The sequence below is a fragment of the Streptomyces sp. Ru72 genome, from assembly GCF_002920635.1.
Classification (GTDB): domain Bacteria; phylum Actinomycetota; class Actinomycetes; order Streptomycetales; family Streptomycetaceae; genus Streptomyces.
Genome location: NZ_PQSR01000062.1, coordinates 30,964 through 47,320, shown reverse-complemented (window position 1 = coordinate 47,320; position 16,357 = coordinate 30,964). Strand labels below are relative to the sequence as shown.

Annotated in this window: 11 protein-coding genes; 4 read left to right on the top strand and 7 right to left on the bottom strand. The window is 70.3% G+C overall.

The annotated features are described in order from the left end of the window. Positions 1–747: succinylglutamate desuccinylase/aspartoacylase family protein (locus C3488_RS25470; protein WP_103843176.1), on the bottom strand; the 747-nt coding region annotated here is incomplete at its 3' end. A 212-nt stretch (positions 748–959) separates the two neighbouring features. Next, a complete protein-coding gene (locus C3488_RS25460; protein WP_103843174.1) occupies positions 960–3,986 on the bottom strand; it encodes an aminotransferase class III-fold pyridoxal phosphate-dependent enzyme in 3,027 nt (1,008 codons plus the stop codon). Positions 3,987–4,867: 881 nt separating this feature from the next. On the opposite strand from C3488_RS25460, the gene C3488_RS25450 reads away from it, so the two are divergent. Beyond that, positions 4,868–6,085, top strand: a complete 1,218-nt coding sequence (locus C3488_RS25450) for a CdaR family transcriptional regulator (protein ID WP_103843170.1) — start codon at positions 4,868–4,870, stop codon at positions 6,083–6,085. Positions 6,086–6,683: 598 nt separating this feature from the next. Continuing rightward, positions 6,684–7,367 carry a haloacid dehalogenase type II gene (locus C3488_RS25445; RefSeq protein WP_103843168.1) on the top strand — a complete coding sequence of 228 codons (684 nt, stop codon included), beginning with the start codon at positions 6,684–6,686 and terminating at the stop codon, positions 7,365–7,367. 288 nt (positions 7,368–7,655) lie between these two features. Here the strand turns inward: C3488_RS25445 and C3488_RS25440 are convergent, their stop codons facing one another. Together C3488_RS25440 and C3488_RS25435 are read right to left on the bottom strand one after the other, a co-directional pair. Further along, positions 7,656–8,651: an acyl-CoA dehydrogenase family protein gene (locus C3488_RS25440; protein ID WP_103843166.1), complete on the bottom strand. Its 996-nt coding sequence runs from the start codon at positions 8,649–8,651 to the stop codon at positions 7,656–7,658. 189 nt (positions 8,652–8,840) lie between these two features. Beyond that, complete coding sequence (locus C3488_RS25435; RefSeq protein WP_103843164.1) at positions 8,841–9,227, bottom strand: ferredoxin; 387 nt, start codon at positions 9,225–9,227, stop codon at positions 8,841–8,843. 122 nt (positions 9,228–9,349) lie between these two features. On the opposite strand from C3488_RS25435, the gene C3488_RS25430 reads away from it, so the two are divergent. Next, positions 9,350–9,754: a ChaB family protein gene (locus C3488_RS25430; RefSeq protein WP_103843162.1), complete on the top strand. Its 405-nt coding sequence runs from the start codon at positions 9,350–9,352 to the stop codon at positions 9,752–9,754. Between the two features lie 45 nt (positions 9,755–9,799). After that, positions 9,800–10,150, top strand: a complete 351-nt coding sequence (locus tag C3488_RS25425; RefSeq protein ID WP_103843160.1) for a hypothetical protein — start codon at positions 9,800–9,802, stop codon at positions 10,148–10,150. 48 nt (positions 10,151–10,198) lie between these two features. Here C3488_RS25425 and C3488_RS25420 read toward each other — a convergent pair whose 3' ends face one another. The 3 genes from C3488_RS25420 to C3488_RS25410 form a co-directional block, all read right to left on the bottom strand. After that, positions 10,199–11,575 (bottom strand): NAD(P)/FAD-dependent oxidoreductase, encoded by a 1,377-nt coding sequence (locus C3488_RS25420; RefSeq protein WP_103843158.1) that lies wholly within the window; start codon positions 11,573–11,575, stop codon positions 10,199–10,201. 140 nt (positions 11,576–11,715) lie between these two features. Next, positions 11,716–12,972 carry an alginate lyase family protein gene (locus C3488_RS25415; RefSeq protein WP_103843156.1) on the bottom strand — a complete coding sequence of 419 codons (1,257 nt, stop codon included), beginning with the start codon at positions 12,970–12,972 and terminating at the stop codon, positions 11,716–11,718. Positions 12,973–12,999: 27 nt separating this feature from the next. Beyond that, a complete protein-coding gene (locus tag C3488_RS25410; protein WP_103843185.1) occupies positions 13,000–16,329 on the bottom strand; it encodes an alginate lyase family protein in 3,330 nt (1,109 codons plus the stop codon). Positions 16,330–16,357: the final 28 nt, after the last annotated feature.

Below are 16,357 nucleotides of genomic sequence, written 5' to 3'. Positions count from 1 at the left end.
GATCCAGTCGCGCGGCTGCACGGTCGGCTGCTTGATGTGATCCGACGCCTCGATGGCGCCGAGGTGGTGCAGGATCCGGTACAGGGCGTCGATCAGCCTGCGCACGGTGGCGGGGTCGCGGTCGCCGAGTTGGCCGGTCTCGACGAGGATCGCGGGGATGCCCTGCCGGTTCGCCGCAGCGTGGCTGTTGCCGCCGTCGGCGCTGGTGCCGAAGATGACCCGCTCGTATCCGACCGCGTGGGCCATCGCCTCGTTCTTCGCGTCCAGCTCGGCGTCGTCGGTCAGGCGGTAGCCGACGAAGTCGAGCAGGTGCTGGTCGATGCCGCCGCTGTGCAGGTCCACGTAGGCGTCGGCGCCGTCGATCAGGTGCTCGAAGAGCCAGGCCGCCATGCGGTCGGTGGGGCCGCCGTCCTTGTCGCCGGGGAAGACGCGGTTGATGTTGACGCCGTCCAGCGGGGAGATGTTGAGCCGTCCGCCGTAGACGGCCGGGGGGTTGGCCACGGGGCAGATCACCAGCCGGCCGGCGATCTCGTCCGGTTCCAGCAGCCCGGCCAGGCGGGTGGTGGCGTCGACGGGGATGAACTCGCCGCCGTGGACGCCACCGGTGATCACGATCTTGGGGCCGGGACGGGAGCCGTTGACGAGGATCAGGGGGACGTCCACCGTCGTGGTGCCCAGGTCGGCGGGCAGGGTCCCGCGGGTCTTCTGGCCGGGCTCGGCACGCAGCGGGCCGATGGTCAGGGTCATGTGTTTTGTCTTTCTGACTCAGGCCGTGGAACGGCCGTTTGTGGTGATGAAGTCGATCGACTGGGAGGCGCGGCCCTGAAGGGCGAGGCCCGCGGCGATGCCGCCCACGGCGGGCGAGAGCTTGAAGTCCTGGCCGGAGAAGCCGGCCCGCGGGGCACTTCTCGCTTTCGCGGGCCACTCTCGTTCCCTGCCTCAGTAGACGGTTACCCCTCTCAGGACTGAACGGCCGAGCGCAGCTCGGGCAGGGACAGGACCTCGTCCAGCACGGCGACGTAGAGATCCACGTGCTCGCGGCGGAAGGTCATGGGCGGTTTGATCTTCAGCACGTTGTCGTGCACGCCATTGGGGAAGACGATGACGCCTCGCTCCTTCATGAGTTCGGTGACCATGAAGGCCTGCTCAGTGGCCGGCATCTTGGTGGTGCGGTTGCGGACCAGTTCGACGCCGAGGTAGAGCCCTGCGGCCCGTACGTCACCGATGAGCGGTTGGCGCTGCTGGAGCTCGCGCAGCGACTGGGCGAAGTACCCGCCCACGCTCACGGCGTTCCCCCTCAGCCCATCCTGCTCGACGATGTCGAGCACGGCCTCGCCGATCGCGCAGGAGACCGGGTTGCCGCCGAAGGTGTTGAAGTACTTCATGCCCGTGTCGAACGCGTCGGCGATCTCCCGAGTCGTGACCACCGCGGCGAGGGGGTGCCCGTTCCCGAGCGGCTTGCCCATCGTGACGATGTCCGGGACCACCCCTTGGAGCTCGAACCCCCACCAGGGCCCGAGTCGTCCGACGCCGACCTGGACCTCGTCGGAGATGCACAGGGCGCCCGCCCGCCTTGCAGCAGTGAACACGCCGTCGAGGTAGCCGTCGGGGAACACGATGTTCCCACCCGATCCCATCAGGGACTCGGCGATGAAGGCGGCCGGGGGTCGGCCGTCGGCCGTGATCCGCTCGATGACAGCCGCGGCGTCGCGCGCGTACTTGACTCCGGCGTCCGTGTCGTCGTACCCGTAGGTGCTGCGGTAGCGGTCCGGGATGACGACCTCGTGGGTGGTCGCGGGCGCACCGGCGCCGCCGGGGCCCTTGTAACGGTTCGGGCTGATCCCGGTCACCACGCCGGTGTTTCCGTGGTACGCGCCGTCGATGTTGACGATGTGCTGACGACCTGTCACCTGGCGGGCGATCCGCAGCGCCAGGTCGTTCGCCTCGCTGCCGGTGCAGACGAGGAAGACGACCTCGAGCGGGTCGGGCAGGGTGGCTACCAGCTTCTGCACGTAACTGGCGATCTGCGGGTAGACGAAACGGCTGTTGGTGTTGAGCTTGCGCAGCTGCCGGGTGGCGGCGGCCGTCACGCGTGGCTCGGCATGGCCGACGTGGGTGACGTTGTTCAGCGAGTCCAGATAGGCCAGGCCGTCCTCGTCGTGGAACCACACGTCCCGCCCACGCACAAGGTTCATCGGGGTGCGGTAGTAGTTGCGCTGGGAGCGAGCGATGTGGCGACGGCGCACTGAGACGACGTCGTCGATGGTGGGGGCCGCGGCGGGGGATTCGGTGAACCCGAGGAGCCGGGCGGGGTCGGGTGACAGGTGGCTCCACACCTGCCGTGCGGAGGGCGGCACCACACGAGGGGGTGGCCACGTGGCCATCCGCGCGGTGCGGTGGACCTGCACCTGGACGCAGGGCCCGAGCGGGTCCGTCTCCTGGCTCGCGCCGGCGCGTCCCAACGGCGCCCCGGCCGGGACTGTCGCCGCGACGGGCGGCGTGTCGTCGAGTCCCCACCAGCACGTCCAGAACTCCAGCCCTTCGACCGCATGTCGCAGTACCAACGGCATCCCTGCGCCACCGCGGGCTTCGACGATGCCGGACAGCGGGCTGGCGACCTCCTCGGCGTCGGCCACGATCAGCGAGCCGCCGACCTGAACCGTCGCGGGCTCGTCGGCTCCCGGGCGGCGCCGGCCCCCCAGGAGCAGCGATGCGCTGAGGTGGGGCACATAGCCCCGCCGCCGTCGTCCGTCGAGGACGTCGTCGATGCTCGCGCGCACCGCCCTCGCGTCGTGCCAGTCGACTTCGTCGTAGAGATCACTTGCCGGTCGCAGGTCGAGCAGTTGCGGGGCCGGTGCGTGCGGGGCACCGTCTCGGGCCGCCTCTGCCAGGACCTCTTCCAAACCCCGCTGCTCCCGCGTCGGGGGGAGCCCACACGCGACCCGGAACGTCGCCTCGGCGACGTCGGGGCAAACCTCGGCCGCCTGCGCGATCGCCGGCCAGGTGTGTCGCATGCGGGTCCGCCCGTACGGCGTGTCGCTCTCGGCGACCCGGCGCGTCCAGGTCACGGCGTTCATGCACAGCCGGGCGGCCGCCAACGGATAGACAGCCGCCAGTTCCTCAGCCGTGAGGGGGAGCACCGAGTGGAAGCCGGCCACGACTTCGGCCGCCGCAGCGAGCGGGTCGGCCTTGCGGACCATGGCGTAGCCCGCCGCGATCGCCACCTCCGCCGCGCGCACGCTGTAGAGCGAGTCGCCCAGGTCGACGATGCCCGAGATCCGCAGCACCCCGTCCTCGTCAGCGTCGGCGAGGACGTTGGCGTCATTGAGATCCTGGTGTACGACGCTCCGCGGCAGTCGGTCCCATGCCGGCAGGAGATCGTCGTACCAGCCCATGATCGTGCGCACCGACTCCCGCCGGTCCGCGTCCTGTACAGCGTGCAGCGACGCCTCGACGATCTCAGCGGCCCGGCGCATGTCCCAGTCGTGCGGTTCCAAGCCCACCGGTGGCTCCACGCTGGAGAGTCCGAGGCTCAGCCGCCCAGCGGCTTCTCCCAGCTGGCGCAGAAGCGCTGCGGGGTGGTCGTCGAGATCCGCCAGGACCCGGCCCCCAAGCCAGCTCATCACGCGGACCACGTGCGTTCGGCCCTCGTGGACGACGGCGGCAAGGAACTTCCCCTCGCGTGTCGGGATCAGCCGTGGAACCGGAAGGTCGGGAACGGTGGAGGCCAGATGCTGGAGGAGCGAGTTCTGCCAGAGAACGTCGGCCGAGTCCGGCTCCGCGCGGGTGACCCGTACGAAGTAGCGCATGCCGTCGTCGCCGGTGATCCGGACGTTCTGGTCGACCTCCCCTCCCAGGGGGTGCTGGACATATCCCTCGAGTCCGAAGGACTGCCGCAGCACGTGATCGAGGAGCGGGCCCGGCAGTTGGCCGGTGTGACCGGGGATGGTCGTTCCGTCCTGGCCGGTGGTGGTCGCTGAGGTCATCGGTGCGTTCTCTCTCTCGTCGTCAAGTCGCTCATCACTCACCGTGGGCCTGTGTCACGACGCTCAGGTCGGGGCCAGTCCCCCGCCGCCACCCGTGTCGGCTTTGCGCGACGCTGTCAGCCAGTTCCCGGACGGTCCGATCGATTGCGGTTCCCGGGGGCGGCGGGCAGAGCCGCCGCGGCTGTGTCTCGATCGCTTCACGGGCTGCGCAGGCCTTGGCCAAGTCGACGACCGACAGGTCCAGGGCGAACTCCCCCGTTCGGTGCTTCGCCTCGATGCCCCACTCCGACGGCCGCACGGGCCCGGGCCAGGACGGGCTCCAGCACCTGGTCGGCATCAGGTCCGAGGTAAGCCGTCCGTCAAAGGCGGAGCGCTCATCGAGACCGGTCATCTGCTCACGCGGCGGCGGTTATGACGTCCCAGGTGACGTTGGCGGCGAGCACCCCGCGCAGCGCCTGGGCGGGATCCAGCGGTGTCCTCATGGTCCTCGACCCTCGCCTTGAGCTCGACGTAGTCTCTGGGGAGTCCTGGGTGATCTCGATCCCGCTCTGCCTGGCGAACCGCTGACACTGACCCGAGGAACGCGGCGTCCTCAGCAGCGCCTACTCAAGGTGACGGACTGAGGATCAGATGCTTACGGAAGTGCCATAGCTGCTCCACGTGCGTGGTCATGTCACGAGCTTTCTCCAGCCCGAGGTGATGCGTCAGATGAAACACCGCGGAGAATCCGGCAACAAGGGACGCGAGGCCGCGACATCGACCCCGTATTTTGTGCTTGTGCACAATCACTGCCAGGAAGCCCCACCGGCATGTCAGCGGCATCACCCGGAGACGGCCCCGGATCCGTCCGGTGACGGCTGTCGTCGGGAGAGGCGGTCCTCATGAGCGGCCCGGGACGCCGTCAGGGCGGGGCCCGCCACGACGCCGTGCAGGCGATCGCGCGCCGGCTCCTCGAGGAACGACTCGACGAACTGACCTCTCGTGCTCTCGAACGACTGGAAGCCGAGGAGCCCGCCTACGCATCGGCGGACTGGGACCCGGTCCAGAAACGGGAGGGGATGCGACGAACCCTCGAACTCGCCCTGACCCGGCTGGCCGGCGGTCCCGTGCCCCGGACGGTCTCGCGCGCCACCGAGGACGTGGGACGCGAGCGAGCGGAGCAGGCGTTTCCCCTGACCGCTCTGATGCACTCCTTCCAGCTGGACCTCAGGACCCTGTGGGAGGCCGTGCTCGCAGAGGGGCGAGCACGTGGCATCAGCGCCGATCCCGACTTCCTCGACGGGTTGATCCGCGTCTGGGAGGCGACGGACGCCAACAGCGTCGAGGTCGTCGACGCCTACCGCCGCACCGAGCGCGACCTGGCGAGCCATCGTACGGAGGTGCGCAACCGCGCCTTCACCCGCCTGGTCCTGGAAGGGGAGCAGGATCCCTCCATCGTCGCCGAGGCCTCCACGTTGCTGGGCTTCTCCGAGAACGTCGCCCTGACCGTGGTCGTAGTCGAATCCGTTCCTACCGGGGACCCGGCTGTGTCCCAGGTCGACGACGCGCTGCGTCGGGGCGGCCTGCTGCGTCACTTCGGATGGATGGGCGACGAGCTCCTCGGCATCATCGGTCACGGACGGCGCGATGAAGAGGCCATGCTTGCCATGCTGCGGCCGTTCGCCCCGTGGCGCTGCGGCGTCGCGGAAGTCCCCGGCCTGGCGCTGACGGCGCGGGGCATCCGGTTCGCACGTGCCGCGATCCGCAGCTCCGCGCAGCCCGGAGTGCGGCACGTGGAGGGTCACTGGATCGGGGCGATCATGTCGGCGCAGGAGGAGCTCACCGGTGCGATGGCCACCGGCGTGCTGCGCCCACTGCTCGAGCTGCGCGACCGCGACAGCATCGTCGAGACCCTGCGCTGGTACCTCGACCTGGGCTCGGTCGCCGAGGTGGCCGCACGCACCTACCGTCACCGGAACACGGTGGGCAATCGCCTGCAGGCTGCGGAAGAGGCGACCGGGCTGAAGCTGTCCCGACCGAACGATGCCGCCCGGCTGGTCCTCGCCCTGGCTTGGCTGGAGACGGACGCGGGCGCCCGCTTCCGGGCGACGATGTCCTGATCCACCGATCGCTGGACGGGACGAGGCAACCGGCCGGGGCCGCGACCGGGAGAGCTGGAGCCGAAGCGCGTCGGTCAGAGGCCGCATGCCCTTCATGTGGACGGCAGCCTTGGCGGCCGACAGCCCGGTCGCGCCGCCGGGCAGCGGCGCCGAGCGGCCGCAGTCCGGAGCCGCTCGCGGTGCCTCTCAGAGACCATTCGGTTCGAGCGGAACTGCATCGGACCCTGACAGGAAATTGTGCACAGGCACAAAATACGCAGTCGATCTCGCGGCCTCACGTCCCTTGTCGCCGGATTCTCCGCAGTGCTTCACTGACGCATCGCCTCAAGCCGGAGAGAGGCTCATCGCATCGGAGCAGCAATGATGCTGCCGCCGACTACCTGATCAGCATTCGCCGTCCCCGTCGTGTTCGGGGGCTCGTCCTCCAGCGGCGGCCCCTCGGGCACCTCCTCAGCCCCCAGGCCCCCTAAACAGGTCGCCGCCCCAACGCCGGCGGCAGCCTCCTGAACTTCCGATGCGGCCGACCTGGCCGCACTCGACGAGATCGTGACTCCCGGCAAGCGGAATGTCCCATATGCCCGTAAAGGGGTTTAATATCATGCGCCAGATCGTCACCTTCGATGCCTACGGCACCCTGGTCGACTTCCAGCTCGGCCCCACCACGCTGAAAGTCCTGGCCGACCGGCTGGACCTGGACCGTCTGAACGTCGACGAGTTCCTCGACGACTTCCGCATCATGCGGTTCCACGCCGTCCTGGAGGCATACCGCCCCTTCCGCGAGCTGCTGCCCGCCAGCCTGGAGACAGCGATGCGTCTGCACGGCCTGGAGTACCGGCAGTCCGACGGCGAGGCCCTGGTCGCGGCCGTGCCCACCTTCGGCCCCCACCCCGAGGTCCCGGCCGCCCTGCGGGCGCTGAAGTCCCGGTACGAGATCGCCATCATCTCCAACACGGACGACGACCTCATCGCCCAGAACCTGGCCAACATGGGCGTCGAGTTCGACCATGTCATCACCGCCCAGCAGGCCAAGGCGTACAAGCCGTCCCGGCAGACCTTCGAGTACGCCTTCCAGACCATGGACATCGACCCCGCCCAGGTCATCCACGTCGCCCAGGGCTGGGAGTACGACCTCATCCCCACCCGCGACCTCGGCCTCGCTCGCCGCGTGTGGATCAACCGCTACGGCCACAACGGCTCCATCGGCGCCCGCGGCAGCGCCGACTACCAGCCCTTCGACGAGCTGCCCGACCTGTCCGGCCTGCCGGCCCTGCTCGGCTGCTGAAGCGGGGACCCGGACAACACCCCCCTGGACTACCAGAAGACCCGAGGACGTACGTCATGAAGCAGATCCCCTACTGGCTCGACACAGCTCCTGCCTTCCCCGACCGGACCGGCAAGCCCCTGCCCGAGCAGGCGCGGCATGAACCTCGGAATCCCGTACCCCGGGACCGATCGAACGCGGCCCGATCCACATGCATCGAGGTGATGCGCCGGCACCTCTGACAACACCTGTGATCGTGGTGCCAGCCATCCCTCTTCTGTGCCTACTGAAAATCCTCGTCACAGGTCGTCACCTGCGCACGCGGGGCATGCCGAGGCCGATCCAGGAAATGATCTCGTGCTGGATCTCGTTGTTCCCGCCGCCGAAGGTGAAGATCACCGCCGAGCGGTAGCCGCGCTCCAGTTCACCGTGGAGCGCGGCGCCCGCCGAGCCCTCCTTCAGCGGCCCCGCGGCCGCCAGGACCTCCATCAGCCACGCGTAGGCGTCACGGCGGGCCTCGGAGCCGTAGACCTTGACCGCGGACGCCTCCTGCGGGGTGAGCGTGCCCTCCTCGACCGCGCTCACCATCTGCCAGTTCAGCAGCTTCATGGCGTCCAGCTTCGTGTGCGTCAGGGCCAGGCGGCGGCGCACCCAGGACAGGTCGATCACCCGGCGGCCGTCGGTGAGCGTGGTCTCCGTGGCCCAGCGCTGCACGTCGTGCAGGGCGCGGACGGCCATGGTGCCGTGGGCGGCGAGGGTGACGCGCTCGTGGTTGAACTGGTTCGTGATCAGCCGCCAGCCGTGGTTCTCCTCGCCCACGCGGCGGGAGACAGTCCAGATCTTCTGCCCGTTCACCACGTACACCTCGCCCTCGCGGACCGCTCGGGTCTTCAGGGAGGCGAGGTCGGTGCCGGCGCCGGGCTCGCTGTAGCCGATCGCGAAGTCGATCTCCCCGGAGAGGATCCTCGGCAGGAAGTAGTCCTTCTGCTCGTCCGTGCCGAACCGTATGAGCGTCGGACCGACGGTGTTGAGCGACATCAGTGGCAGCGGGACTCCCGCCTGGGCGGCCTCGTCGAAGAAGACGAACTGCTCCATGGCGGTCATCCCGCGCCCGCCGTACTCCTTCGGCCAGCCCACGCCCAGCCATCCGTCACCGCCGAGACGGCGGATGGTGTCGCGGTAGAACCGCTTCTGCTCCGCCGGGTCGGTGTGCCGGGCGTAGGCACCCGCGGGCACCAGCCGCGCGAAGTACCCGCGCAGCTCGTTGCGCAGCCGCTGCTGCTCGGGCGTGTAGTCGAGATGCACGGCGCCTCCAGGCTCCCCGGGCCGGTCCTGACGGCGGACACCGTAGAACGTGTTCCAGAAATTGGGAATGCCGAGGGAGGGGAATGCCCGGCGGGGCGTCCAGAACGACCAGTCCGCCGTCCGGAACGACCAGTCGGTGTACGAACGACCAGTCGGTGTGCGGAACGACCAGTCAGTGGCCGGGTCGAATCAGCCCAGGGTCTCCAGGAAGTCGGAACAGGCCCGGGCGGCCGCGCGACAGGCCCGCGCCCCCTCCTCGCCACCCGGGTCCGCGTCGAAGACGTGCGCGGTGTCCAGGCAGACCGCCCGGCACCAGGTCACCTGGCCGCGGATGTCGTCCTCGTCCTGACTGCCGTGCGCGGACAGCACGCGGCAGGTCGCGTCGCAGACCTCCGCGCACATGATGCCCGTGCGCCGCAGACGTTCCTGGCTCTGAGTGCCGCCCGGTTCGGCGAGGCTCGCGCGCAAGGCGCACGCCCGCGCGCACTCCGTGCACGCCTGTGCGCACGCGAAGCGATCCTCGAGAAACCGAATCGGATCCTGCTGCGAAGTCGTGTGCGAAGTCGTGGCTGTCACACCGCGCGGGTAGCCGATGGCGACCCCGTCAAACCGGCGTTCGCGGGGGTTGCACCCGTTTTCCCGTCGGGCCCCAGGGCACTCGTGGGGCACAGAGAGCCACGAGACGAGGAGGTGGATCCGTGCCCGGACGACAGGAACTGCCGTCGACGCTGGAGCGCTCCTCCCGGGATGCGCAGCGCACCTGGATCAAGGCGCACGACTCGGCGGTCGAGAGTTACGGCGAGGGCGAGCGGGCGCACCGGGTGGCGTACGGCGCGCTCAAGCACACCTTCGAGAAGGTCGGCGACCACTGGGAGCGCAAGGAGGGCGGCCGCAAGGGGCCCTCGGACCCCCGGTCGGCGCGGCCCCGGCAGCAGGGCGGGCGCAGCGGAGAGGGCGTCGACGAGAACGCCTCGAAGGAGCACCTCTACCACGTCGCGCAGCGCCTGGGCATCGACGGGCGGTCCCGGATGTCGAAGACGGAGCTGCTGGACGCGATCCGCAAGGAGAACCGCTCGCGTACCCGGTCCGCACGGTCGCGGTGAGCCGCGTCCCACGTCAGGCCGTCGCACAGAGGGAAGGGAAGATCCATGGCTGAGCCCGGCCGCGGCACCCTGCCGCTGCCCGACTACGACGAGCTGCCGCTCGGCAGCCTGGAGAGCCGTATCCGTGCTCTGAACGCGGACGAGGTGGAGCAGCTGCTCTCGTACGAGCGTGAGCACGCGGGCCGTGTCCCGGTGACCGAGCTGCTCACGGCCCGGCTGGAGCAGTTGCGCGCCGGCGCCGAGCCGACGTCCGGTGACGCAGCGGGCCTGCGTCCGGAGGCGAGCCGGAGCAGTGGGGGCTCGCCCGTGTCGCCGGCGACCTCGCCGGAACCCATGAGCCCGCCGCCGCACGGGACACCCGATCAGCAGGGCAAGCCGAAGGGCGACCGCACCTGACCCGTGCCGGTCGGCACCTGACCCGGGTCGACCGGCACCTGACCCGCGTCAGTCGACGTCAGTCGACCGTCGATCGACCGCCTTCGGTGCCGTGTGCGAGGCGATCAGGTCGGGCGTGAGGTAGGCGTCGGTCCGCTCGAAGTCCTTGAGCGTGGCCGGGCGCCCGGCCTGGAAGCCGGTGCGCACGAAGTCGTAGCCCGCCATCGCGTTCAGCGTCCAGTTCGTCAGGGTGCGCAGGCGGGCCGGGACCGTGCGCAGGGCGCCCACGTGGTACCCGCGCGCCACGACCTGCGCGGGGAGGCCGGTCAGTTCCACGCCGAGCGGTTTGGACACGGCTTGGACGCCGCCGAGGTCGACGACGAGTCCGAGGTCCCGGTGCCGGTAGGGGGTCAGCGGCGCGCCGCGCAGCGCCGCAGCGACGTTCTTCGCGGCCTTCCAGCCCTGGCGCATGGCGTGCTGGGCGGTCGGCGGGCAGATGGCGTCGGGGCCCTTGGCGAGGTCGGGTACCGCCGCGGCGTCACCGAGGGCGAACACGCCGTCCAGGCCCCGCACGGCCAGGTCGTCCCGGACGACCAGCCGGCCGCGGTCGGTCTCGGCGTCCAGCGTGGCGATCAGCGGGCTGGGGGCGACGCCCGCGGTCCAGATGAGGGTGTGGCAGCGCAGCTTGCGGCCGTCGGTGAGAGTGACGGTGTCCGCCGTGGCCTCGGCGACCGAGACGCCGAGGGAGACGTGCAGTCCGCGCCGCTCCAGGATGGCGAGCGCCTTCGCGCCCAGCCGGTCGCCGAGTTCCGGCATGAGCCTGGGTGCGATGTCGACGAGGTGCCACTTCACCAGGGACGGGTCCAGGCCCGGGTAGCGCTTGACGGCGGCGGTGGTGAGGTGGTGCAGATAGGCGGCCGTCTCGGTGCCGGCGTAGCCGCCGCCGACGACCACGAACTGCAGCCGGGTCTCGCGCTCGATCGGGTCGGAACTGGCCGCGGCGAGGTCGAGCTGGGAGATGACGTGGTCGCGTACCCAGGCCGCCTCGGCCAGCGTCTTCATGCCCACCGCGTGCCGGTCCACCCCTGGGATGTCGAACTGGCGCGTGACGCTGCCGGGCGTCAGCACCAGGTAGTCGTAGTGCTCGACGGTCGTCTCGCCATTGATCTTGTGCACGACCACCGCCTTGGCGGAGGGATCGACGCCGACCGCCTGGCCCGGCACGAGCAGCGTACGGTGCAGCAGCCGGCGCAGTGGGACCGCGACCGACTGCGGGGTGAGGATTCCCGACGCGACGTGCGGCAGCAGGGGCAGATAGAGCTGGTGGCTGTAGGGCGCGACGAGCCTGAGGCGCGCCTCGGCGGGCCCCAGAATCCGCTCGAGTCGCCGCGCGGTCTCCATGCCGGCGAACCCGCCGCCGACGATCACGATCCGGGGCACGGCCATGACAGATCCCTCCAGCCGGAGACTTCGACCCCTGCCACGCTAGGGAACAGGACCCGCATCCGCACCCCCAGCCGCCCTGTTTTCCGCACGGGCCCGTCGGGTGATCCGATGCCGGCGGGCCCGTGCGGCCCTGCTGTGTGCTACTTGGCGTACGTCAGCGTGCCGAAGCCGAGCTGGTCGTAGCCGCCGCTGGTGGAGCCGTAGTCACCGCCGCCGCCCTCGGGGGCGACGAGGTTGTAGTACATCGCCGAGATGTACTTGTCGTCGAGGTACAGGCGCCGGTTGTAGTGGAAGTGGAGCATCGCCCACACCGGGCGGATCTGTCCGCGGGAGGAGGAGGAGATCACCGTCTGCGCGTTCTGGGCGCAGGTCGTGCCGCTGCCCCAGGTGTAGGTGGTGTACGGCACGTCCTGGCCGATGTTGTACTTGGCGACGTACTGGGCCGCCTTGAAGAACCTCCTGCTGTCGTAGCTGTACAGGTCGGTGCCCTGGTTCCAGGCCATCTCGCAGATCGCGCCCATCTGGCCCATGCCCATCATGGTGTGGCCCTGGTCGCGGCCCGACTCCTGCCACTGGCCGAGGGCGTAGCCGGCCGAGTCCGTGTACAGGTAGGGGACGGCGTGCTTGATGGAGCCGTTGCCCGCGCCGCTGTAGAAGTAGTCGACGGCCTGGTCGTACTTGGCGCCGTCCTCGCACAGGATCGCTGTGGCGAGAACGGACGCCATGTTGCACAGGTCCCAGTTGGCCCAGTAGTTCGTGATGCAGGCGCCGTTGTGGTGGACCAGGAAGTCGTTGTTCATCGGGTAGAAGACGTTGAGCATCATCTTCTTGAACCCGGCGAGGTCGAAGCCCGGATAGTCGCGCATCAGCTCGCCGACGTTGGCGAACTGCCAGCCGTAGATGCCGGCGGCGAGGAACCGGTCGGCGCTGCCCTGGATCGAGGTCAGGGTCTTCGACCAGGCGTTGCAGATCCTGACGGCGCAGTCGGCGTTGGCGCTGGTGCCGGCGACCCACCAGCGCAGCGCATTCTGGTAGGCGGCGGCGATGTCGTTGTAGAGGATCCCGTAGTTCTCGGGGTATCCCGAACCCCGGTAGACGATGGACTGGGGGTTGGGCGTCCAGGTGGACGCGGAGTGGGAGTTGCCGGTCAGGCGCTGCCAGCCGGAGAACCAGGGGGTGGTGCCGGCGGCGACCTTGACCTTGGCCCGGTTGAGATCACCCCAGTTGTGCAGGGCGCCGGGGTGGGTCCAGGTGGTCGGGGCGGCTCCCGCCGACCGCATGGTGGCGGCGCTGATCAGGCCGGCGGCGGCGAGCCCGCCGGCGGCGCGCAGGACGCCCCGCCGACTGGGCCCTGTGTGGGGGGACTGTGGTGCCGGGTGGAGATCTTCGCGGCTCATTCGTGCATCTCCGATCCGTGGGGGGATCTATGTCGTGGTGATGCTCACCTCATCGAACTGGGAGGTGCCGAGGGCCAGCGGGTTGCGTGAGCAGACCACGAGGCCCACGTAGTAGGGGGCGTCACCGAAGCCGGGGATGTCGCCCACGGCGAGGGCGGTCCAGGTGACGCCGTCATCGGTGGAGACGGACGCGGCGAAGCTCGTCCCGGCGCGCTTCAGCCGCAGCAGGCAGGGGGCGGTGACCGCCGCGTTGCCCGTGAAGGCGGACTTTCCGGCGACGGTCGTGCGCAGCATGAGCTGGGCGCTGGTGCCGCCGGTGACGATGGCCCCGGCCGCCTGGTCGAACGGCGACAGGGACTTGGCCATGAGCAGCCCCACCCGGTCGCCGCTCACCCCGCTGCGGGAGACCAGCCGGGCGGTCACCTCGCAGTCGCCGGTGACGGGCCGTCGTACGAACTGGCCCGTCATTCCCTGGCTGTTGGCGTTGAGGTCGGTCCCGGCGCCCCTCACCACGAAGGTCCCGTCCTCGTAGGAGGTGCTGCCGGGGGTCTGGATGGCGACCACGCCCAAGGTGCCGAAGGCGCGGTCGTCGAGGACGACGTCCCCGAGGTCGCCGTACGTCCAGGGGTCCGGCGGCGGGGTGCCGACCGTGAGGGTGAGGGTGCCGGTGGCGTCACCGGCCGCGTTGCCCGCGGTGGTCGTGACGCTGAACTCACCGGTCTCGTCGGGCGTTCCGGAGACCAGGCCGGTGCGCTTGTCGACACCGAGCCCGTCGGGCAGGCCGTCCGCCGCGAACCGAACGGGCTCGTGCGAACCTCGCAGCAGGAACCGGAAGGGTACGCCCTTGTTGGCGAACGCCGCCGTCGCGGAGGTGACCTGTGGCACCGACGGCGTCGGCATGGTCGCGGTGGCCGGGTCCGACAGGGGGCCGCGTCCGGCGCAGTTCGTCTTGGCGACGACGTAGTGGTACGTCGTGCCGGGCGTGCCGGTGGCGTCCGCGTACCGGATACGGGCGCCGAAGCCGACCGGTCCGACGCTGGCGGCGATCGTCTCGTACGGTCCGTCGGCCTGCGTCGACCGCAGCACCTTGTAGCGGCCCGCGAGGTCGGGGTCGGTCCAGGCCAGCTCCACCGCGTCGGCGCCCGCGGTGGCCCTCAGATCGGTGGCGGTGCGGGCGGGACGCGGCACGGACCAGACCTCGCCGCGGGTGCGGGAGGTGACGCTGACGTTGTCGAAGGCGCCGGTACCGGTCTCGGCGTAGTCCTGGTCGACGCCGAGACACGAGGTGAGGGCCAGACCCGCGTATGCGGTGTGCCCCAACTCGACCCGGGTGGAACCGACTTCGGTCCAGCGGATGCCGTCCGGCGAGATCGCGCCGGTGCAGAGGTCGCCCCGGCGGGTCACCCGCACCCAGTAGGGCATGCGCATCCGATAGCCGTCGCCCGCGCCCTCGACGTACGGGGCCTCGAGCGGGGTCGCCGACTCGGGCAGCGTGCCGAGGTTGGAGATCGGGAAGCCGGCGCTCGAGGTGATCGCCTGCTGCTGGGAGGGCGGCACGGGCGTGCTTCCGGTGGCGGAGATGCCGGCCCCGTTCTGGGGGCGTACGGTCCACACGCCGCTCCAGGTGTGCAGCGGCAGCCCCTGGATCAGCATCGAGGCGTGGGCCGCGTCCGCGTCCAGGGAGGCGCGCAGGGTGACGCCGATCTTGGAGTACTGGGAGCTGAGGGGGAACACGACCCGGGCGGTGATCGTGCCGTCGCCGGCCAGCGGCAGGTGGGCCAGACGGTAGGTGTCGGCGGTGCCGGACGCCTCCAGCACGAACCGTTCGCCGTCGAAGACGGCCGAACCGGGGATCGTCACCTCGCCGACGTCCTGCGTCGCCCAGGACTCGGGGAGCCCGGCGGCGGCCGCCGCCCAGGCAGAGCTCGCACTGCCGCCTTGGGAGTTGGTGGCGGTGACGGTGTAGTAGTGGACGCGGCCTCCGCGCGCGTCGCTGTCGGTGTACGTCGTCTTGTCGACCCCGGTCGCGATCTGCTCGTAGGGGCCGTCGGGGGCGGTGGCCCGTAGGACCGTGTACGTGTCGGTCCACGCGGTCGGCAGCCAGGTCACGGTGACGGACTTGCCGCCGCCGATTGCCGTGACACCCGCCGGGGCGGCCGGGACGGTGGGACTGGGCGCGGTCGTACCGGCGTAGGTGAGGGTGCCCCAGCTGGGCAGGTCGTCGTTGCTGCCCTCGACGACGCGGGCGCCGCCCGTGCCGCGGAAGACGGCCGCCTTGGTGTAGGGGGCGTCGAGCCCGCGGACGCCCGCGTAGTGGGCGTAGTACATCTCGTAGATCGGCGGGAGGGTGCCGCGGGAAATGGCGGAGACGGCCGTCTTGATGTACTTGCCGGTGCGGTCCAGGTCGGGGACGAAGGGGACGTCGCCGCCGAGGTTGTAGCGGGCGGCGTATTCGGCGTTCGCCAGGATGCGGTTGTCGTCGAATCCCCACAGGTCGACGCCCTGGTTCCAGGCGACCTGTGCGGCGTCGCCCATGAGGCCGACCGCGAGCTGCTCGTGGCCCTGGTCGCGGCCCGACTCCTGGCCCTGGCCGGCGTCGGTGACGATACGGTGCAGGACGCTGCCGTTGCCCGCGCCGGCGGCGGCGAACCTCAGGGCGTCCTCGAAGAGGGTGCGCTCCTCGCAGAACACACCGATGGCCATGATGGACTGAATGGATGTCAGGTCCCAGTTGCCGTTGGCGTAGAGCATGTAACCGGAGACGGCGGGATACCAGACGGTGAGGAAGGAGTCCTCGCAGCGGGCCACGTCGGAGTCCGTCCAGCCGTCGTAGTCGCTGTGCCGGAGCAGCTCGGCTGCGTTGACGAACTTGAACGCCTGCAGACCCGCGCCGAGCGGACCGTCGGCCCCGGTGATGGCCGTCAGGGAGGCCGACCACACGTTGAGGATGTCGCGGGCCTTGTCGGCGTAGGCGCGGTTTCCGGTGATGCGCCACATCAGGGCGAGCTGGTAGGCGGCGGCCGAATCGGCGACGGCCTGGTTCTGGAAGTTGGTGGGGCCACGGCCCCAGGAGGTGATCTGGCCGGTGTTCTGGATCGTGTACGTCGGCTTCGAGCGCGAGTGGGCCGCGAGCGCGAGGAAGCCGTCGTAGATCGGGGATTCCTTGGCGGCGACCGCTGCCTTCATGCGGGCCAGGTCGTCGGCGCTGTGCAGTAGTCCGGGGTGGGTGAAGGCCCGGAGCGTGGTGGTGTCGGCCTGGGCCCGGGCCGCCGCGGCGGAGGCGGACAGCAGTCCGCCTCCGGCGGCGAGCACGAACCCCGCCGCGCCAAGGAACGAGCGTCTGCTGAGGGGAAGCACGGGGGTCACGGGGGTGTCTCCTGGATCA

What these genes read in the sequence shown, in the direction of transcription:
- C3488_RS25450 (WP_103843170.1), top strand. Translation starts at nt 4,868, where the DNA reads ATGAGCGGCCCGGGACGCCGTCAGGGCGGGGCCCGCCACGACGCCGTG.
- C3488_RS25445 (WP_103843168.1), top strand. Translation starts at nt 6,684, where the DNA reads ATGCGCCAGATCGTCACCTTCGATGCCTACGGCACCCTGGTCGACTTC.
- C3488_RS25420 (WP_103843158.1), bottom strand. Translation starts at nt 11,575, where the DNA reads ATGGCCGTGCCCCGGATCGTGATCGTCGGCGGCGGGTTCGCCGGCATG.
- C3488_RS25425 (WP_103843160.1), top strand. Translation starts at nt 9,800, where the DNA reads ATGGCTGAGCCCGGCCGCGGCACCCTGCCGCTGCCCGACTACGACGAG.
- C3488_RS25460 (WP_103843174.1), bottom strand. Translation starts at nt 3,986, where the DNA reads ATGACCTCAGCGACCACCACCGGCCAGGACGGAACGACCATCCCCGGT.
- C3488_RS25415 (WP_103843156.1), bottom strand. Translation starts at nt 12,972, where the DNA reads ATGAGCCGCGAAGATCTCCACCCGGCACCACAGTCCCCCCACACAGGG.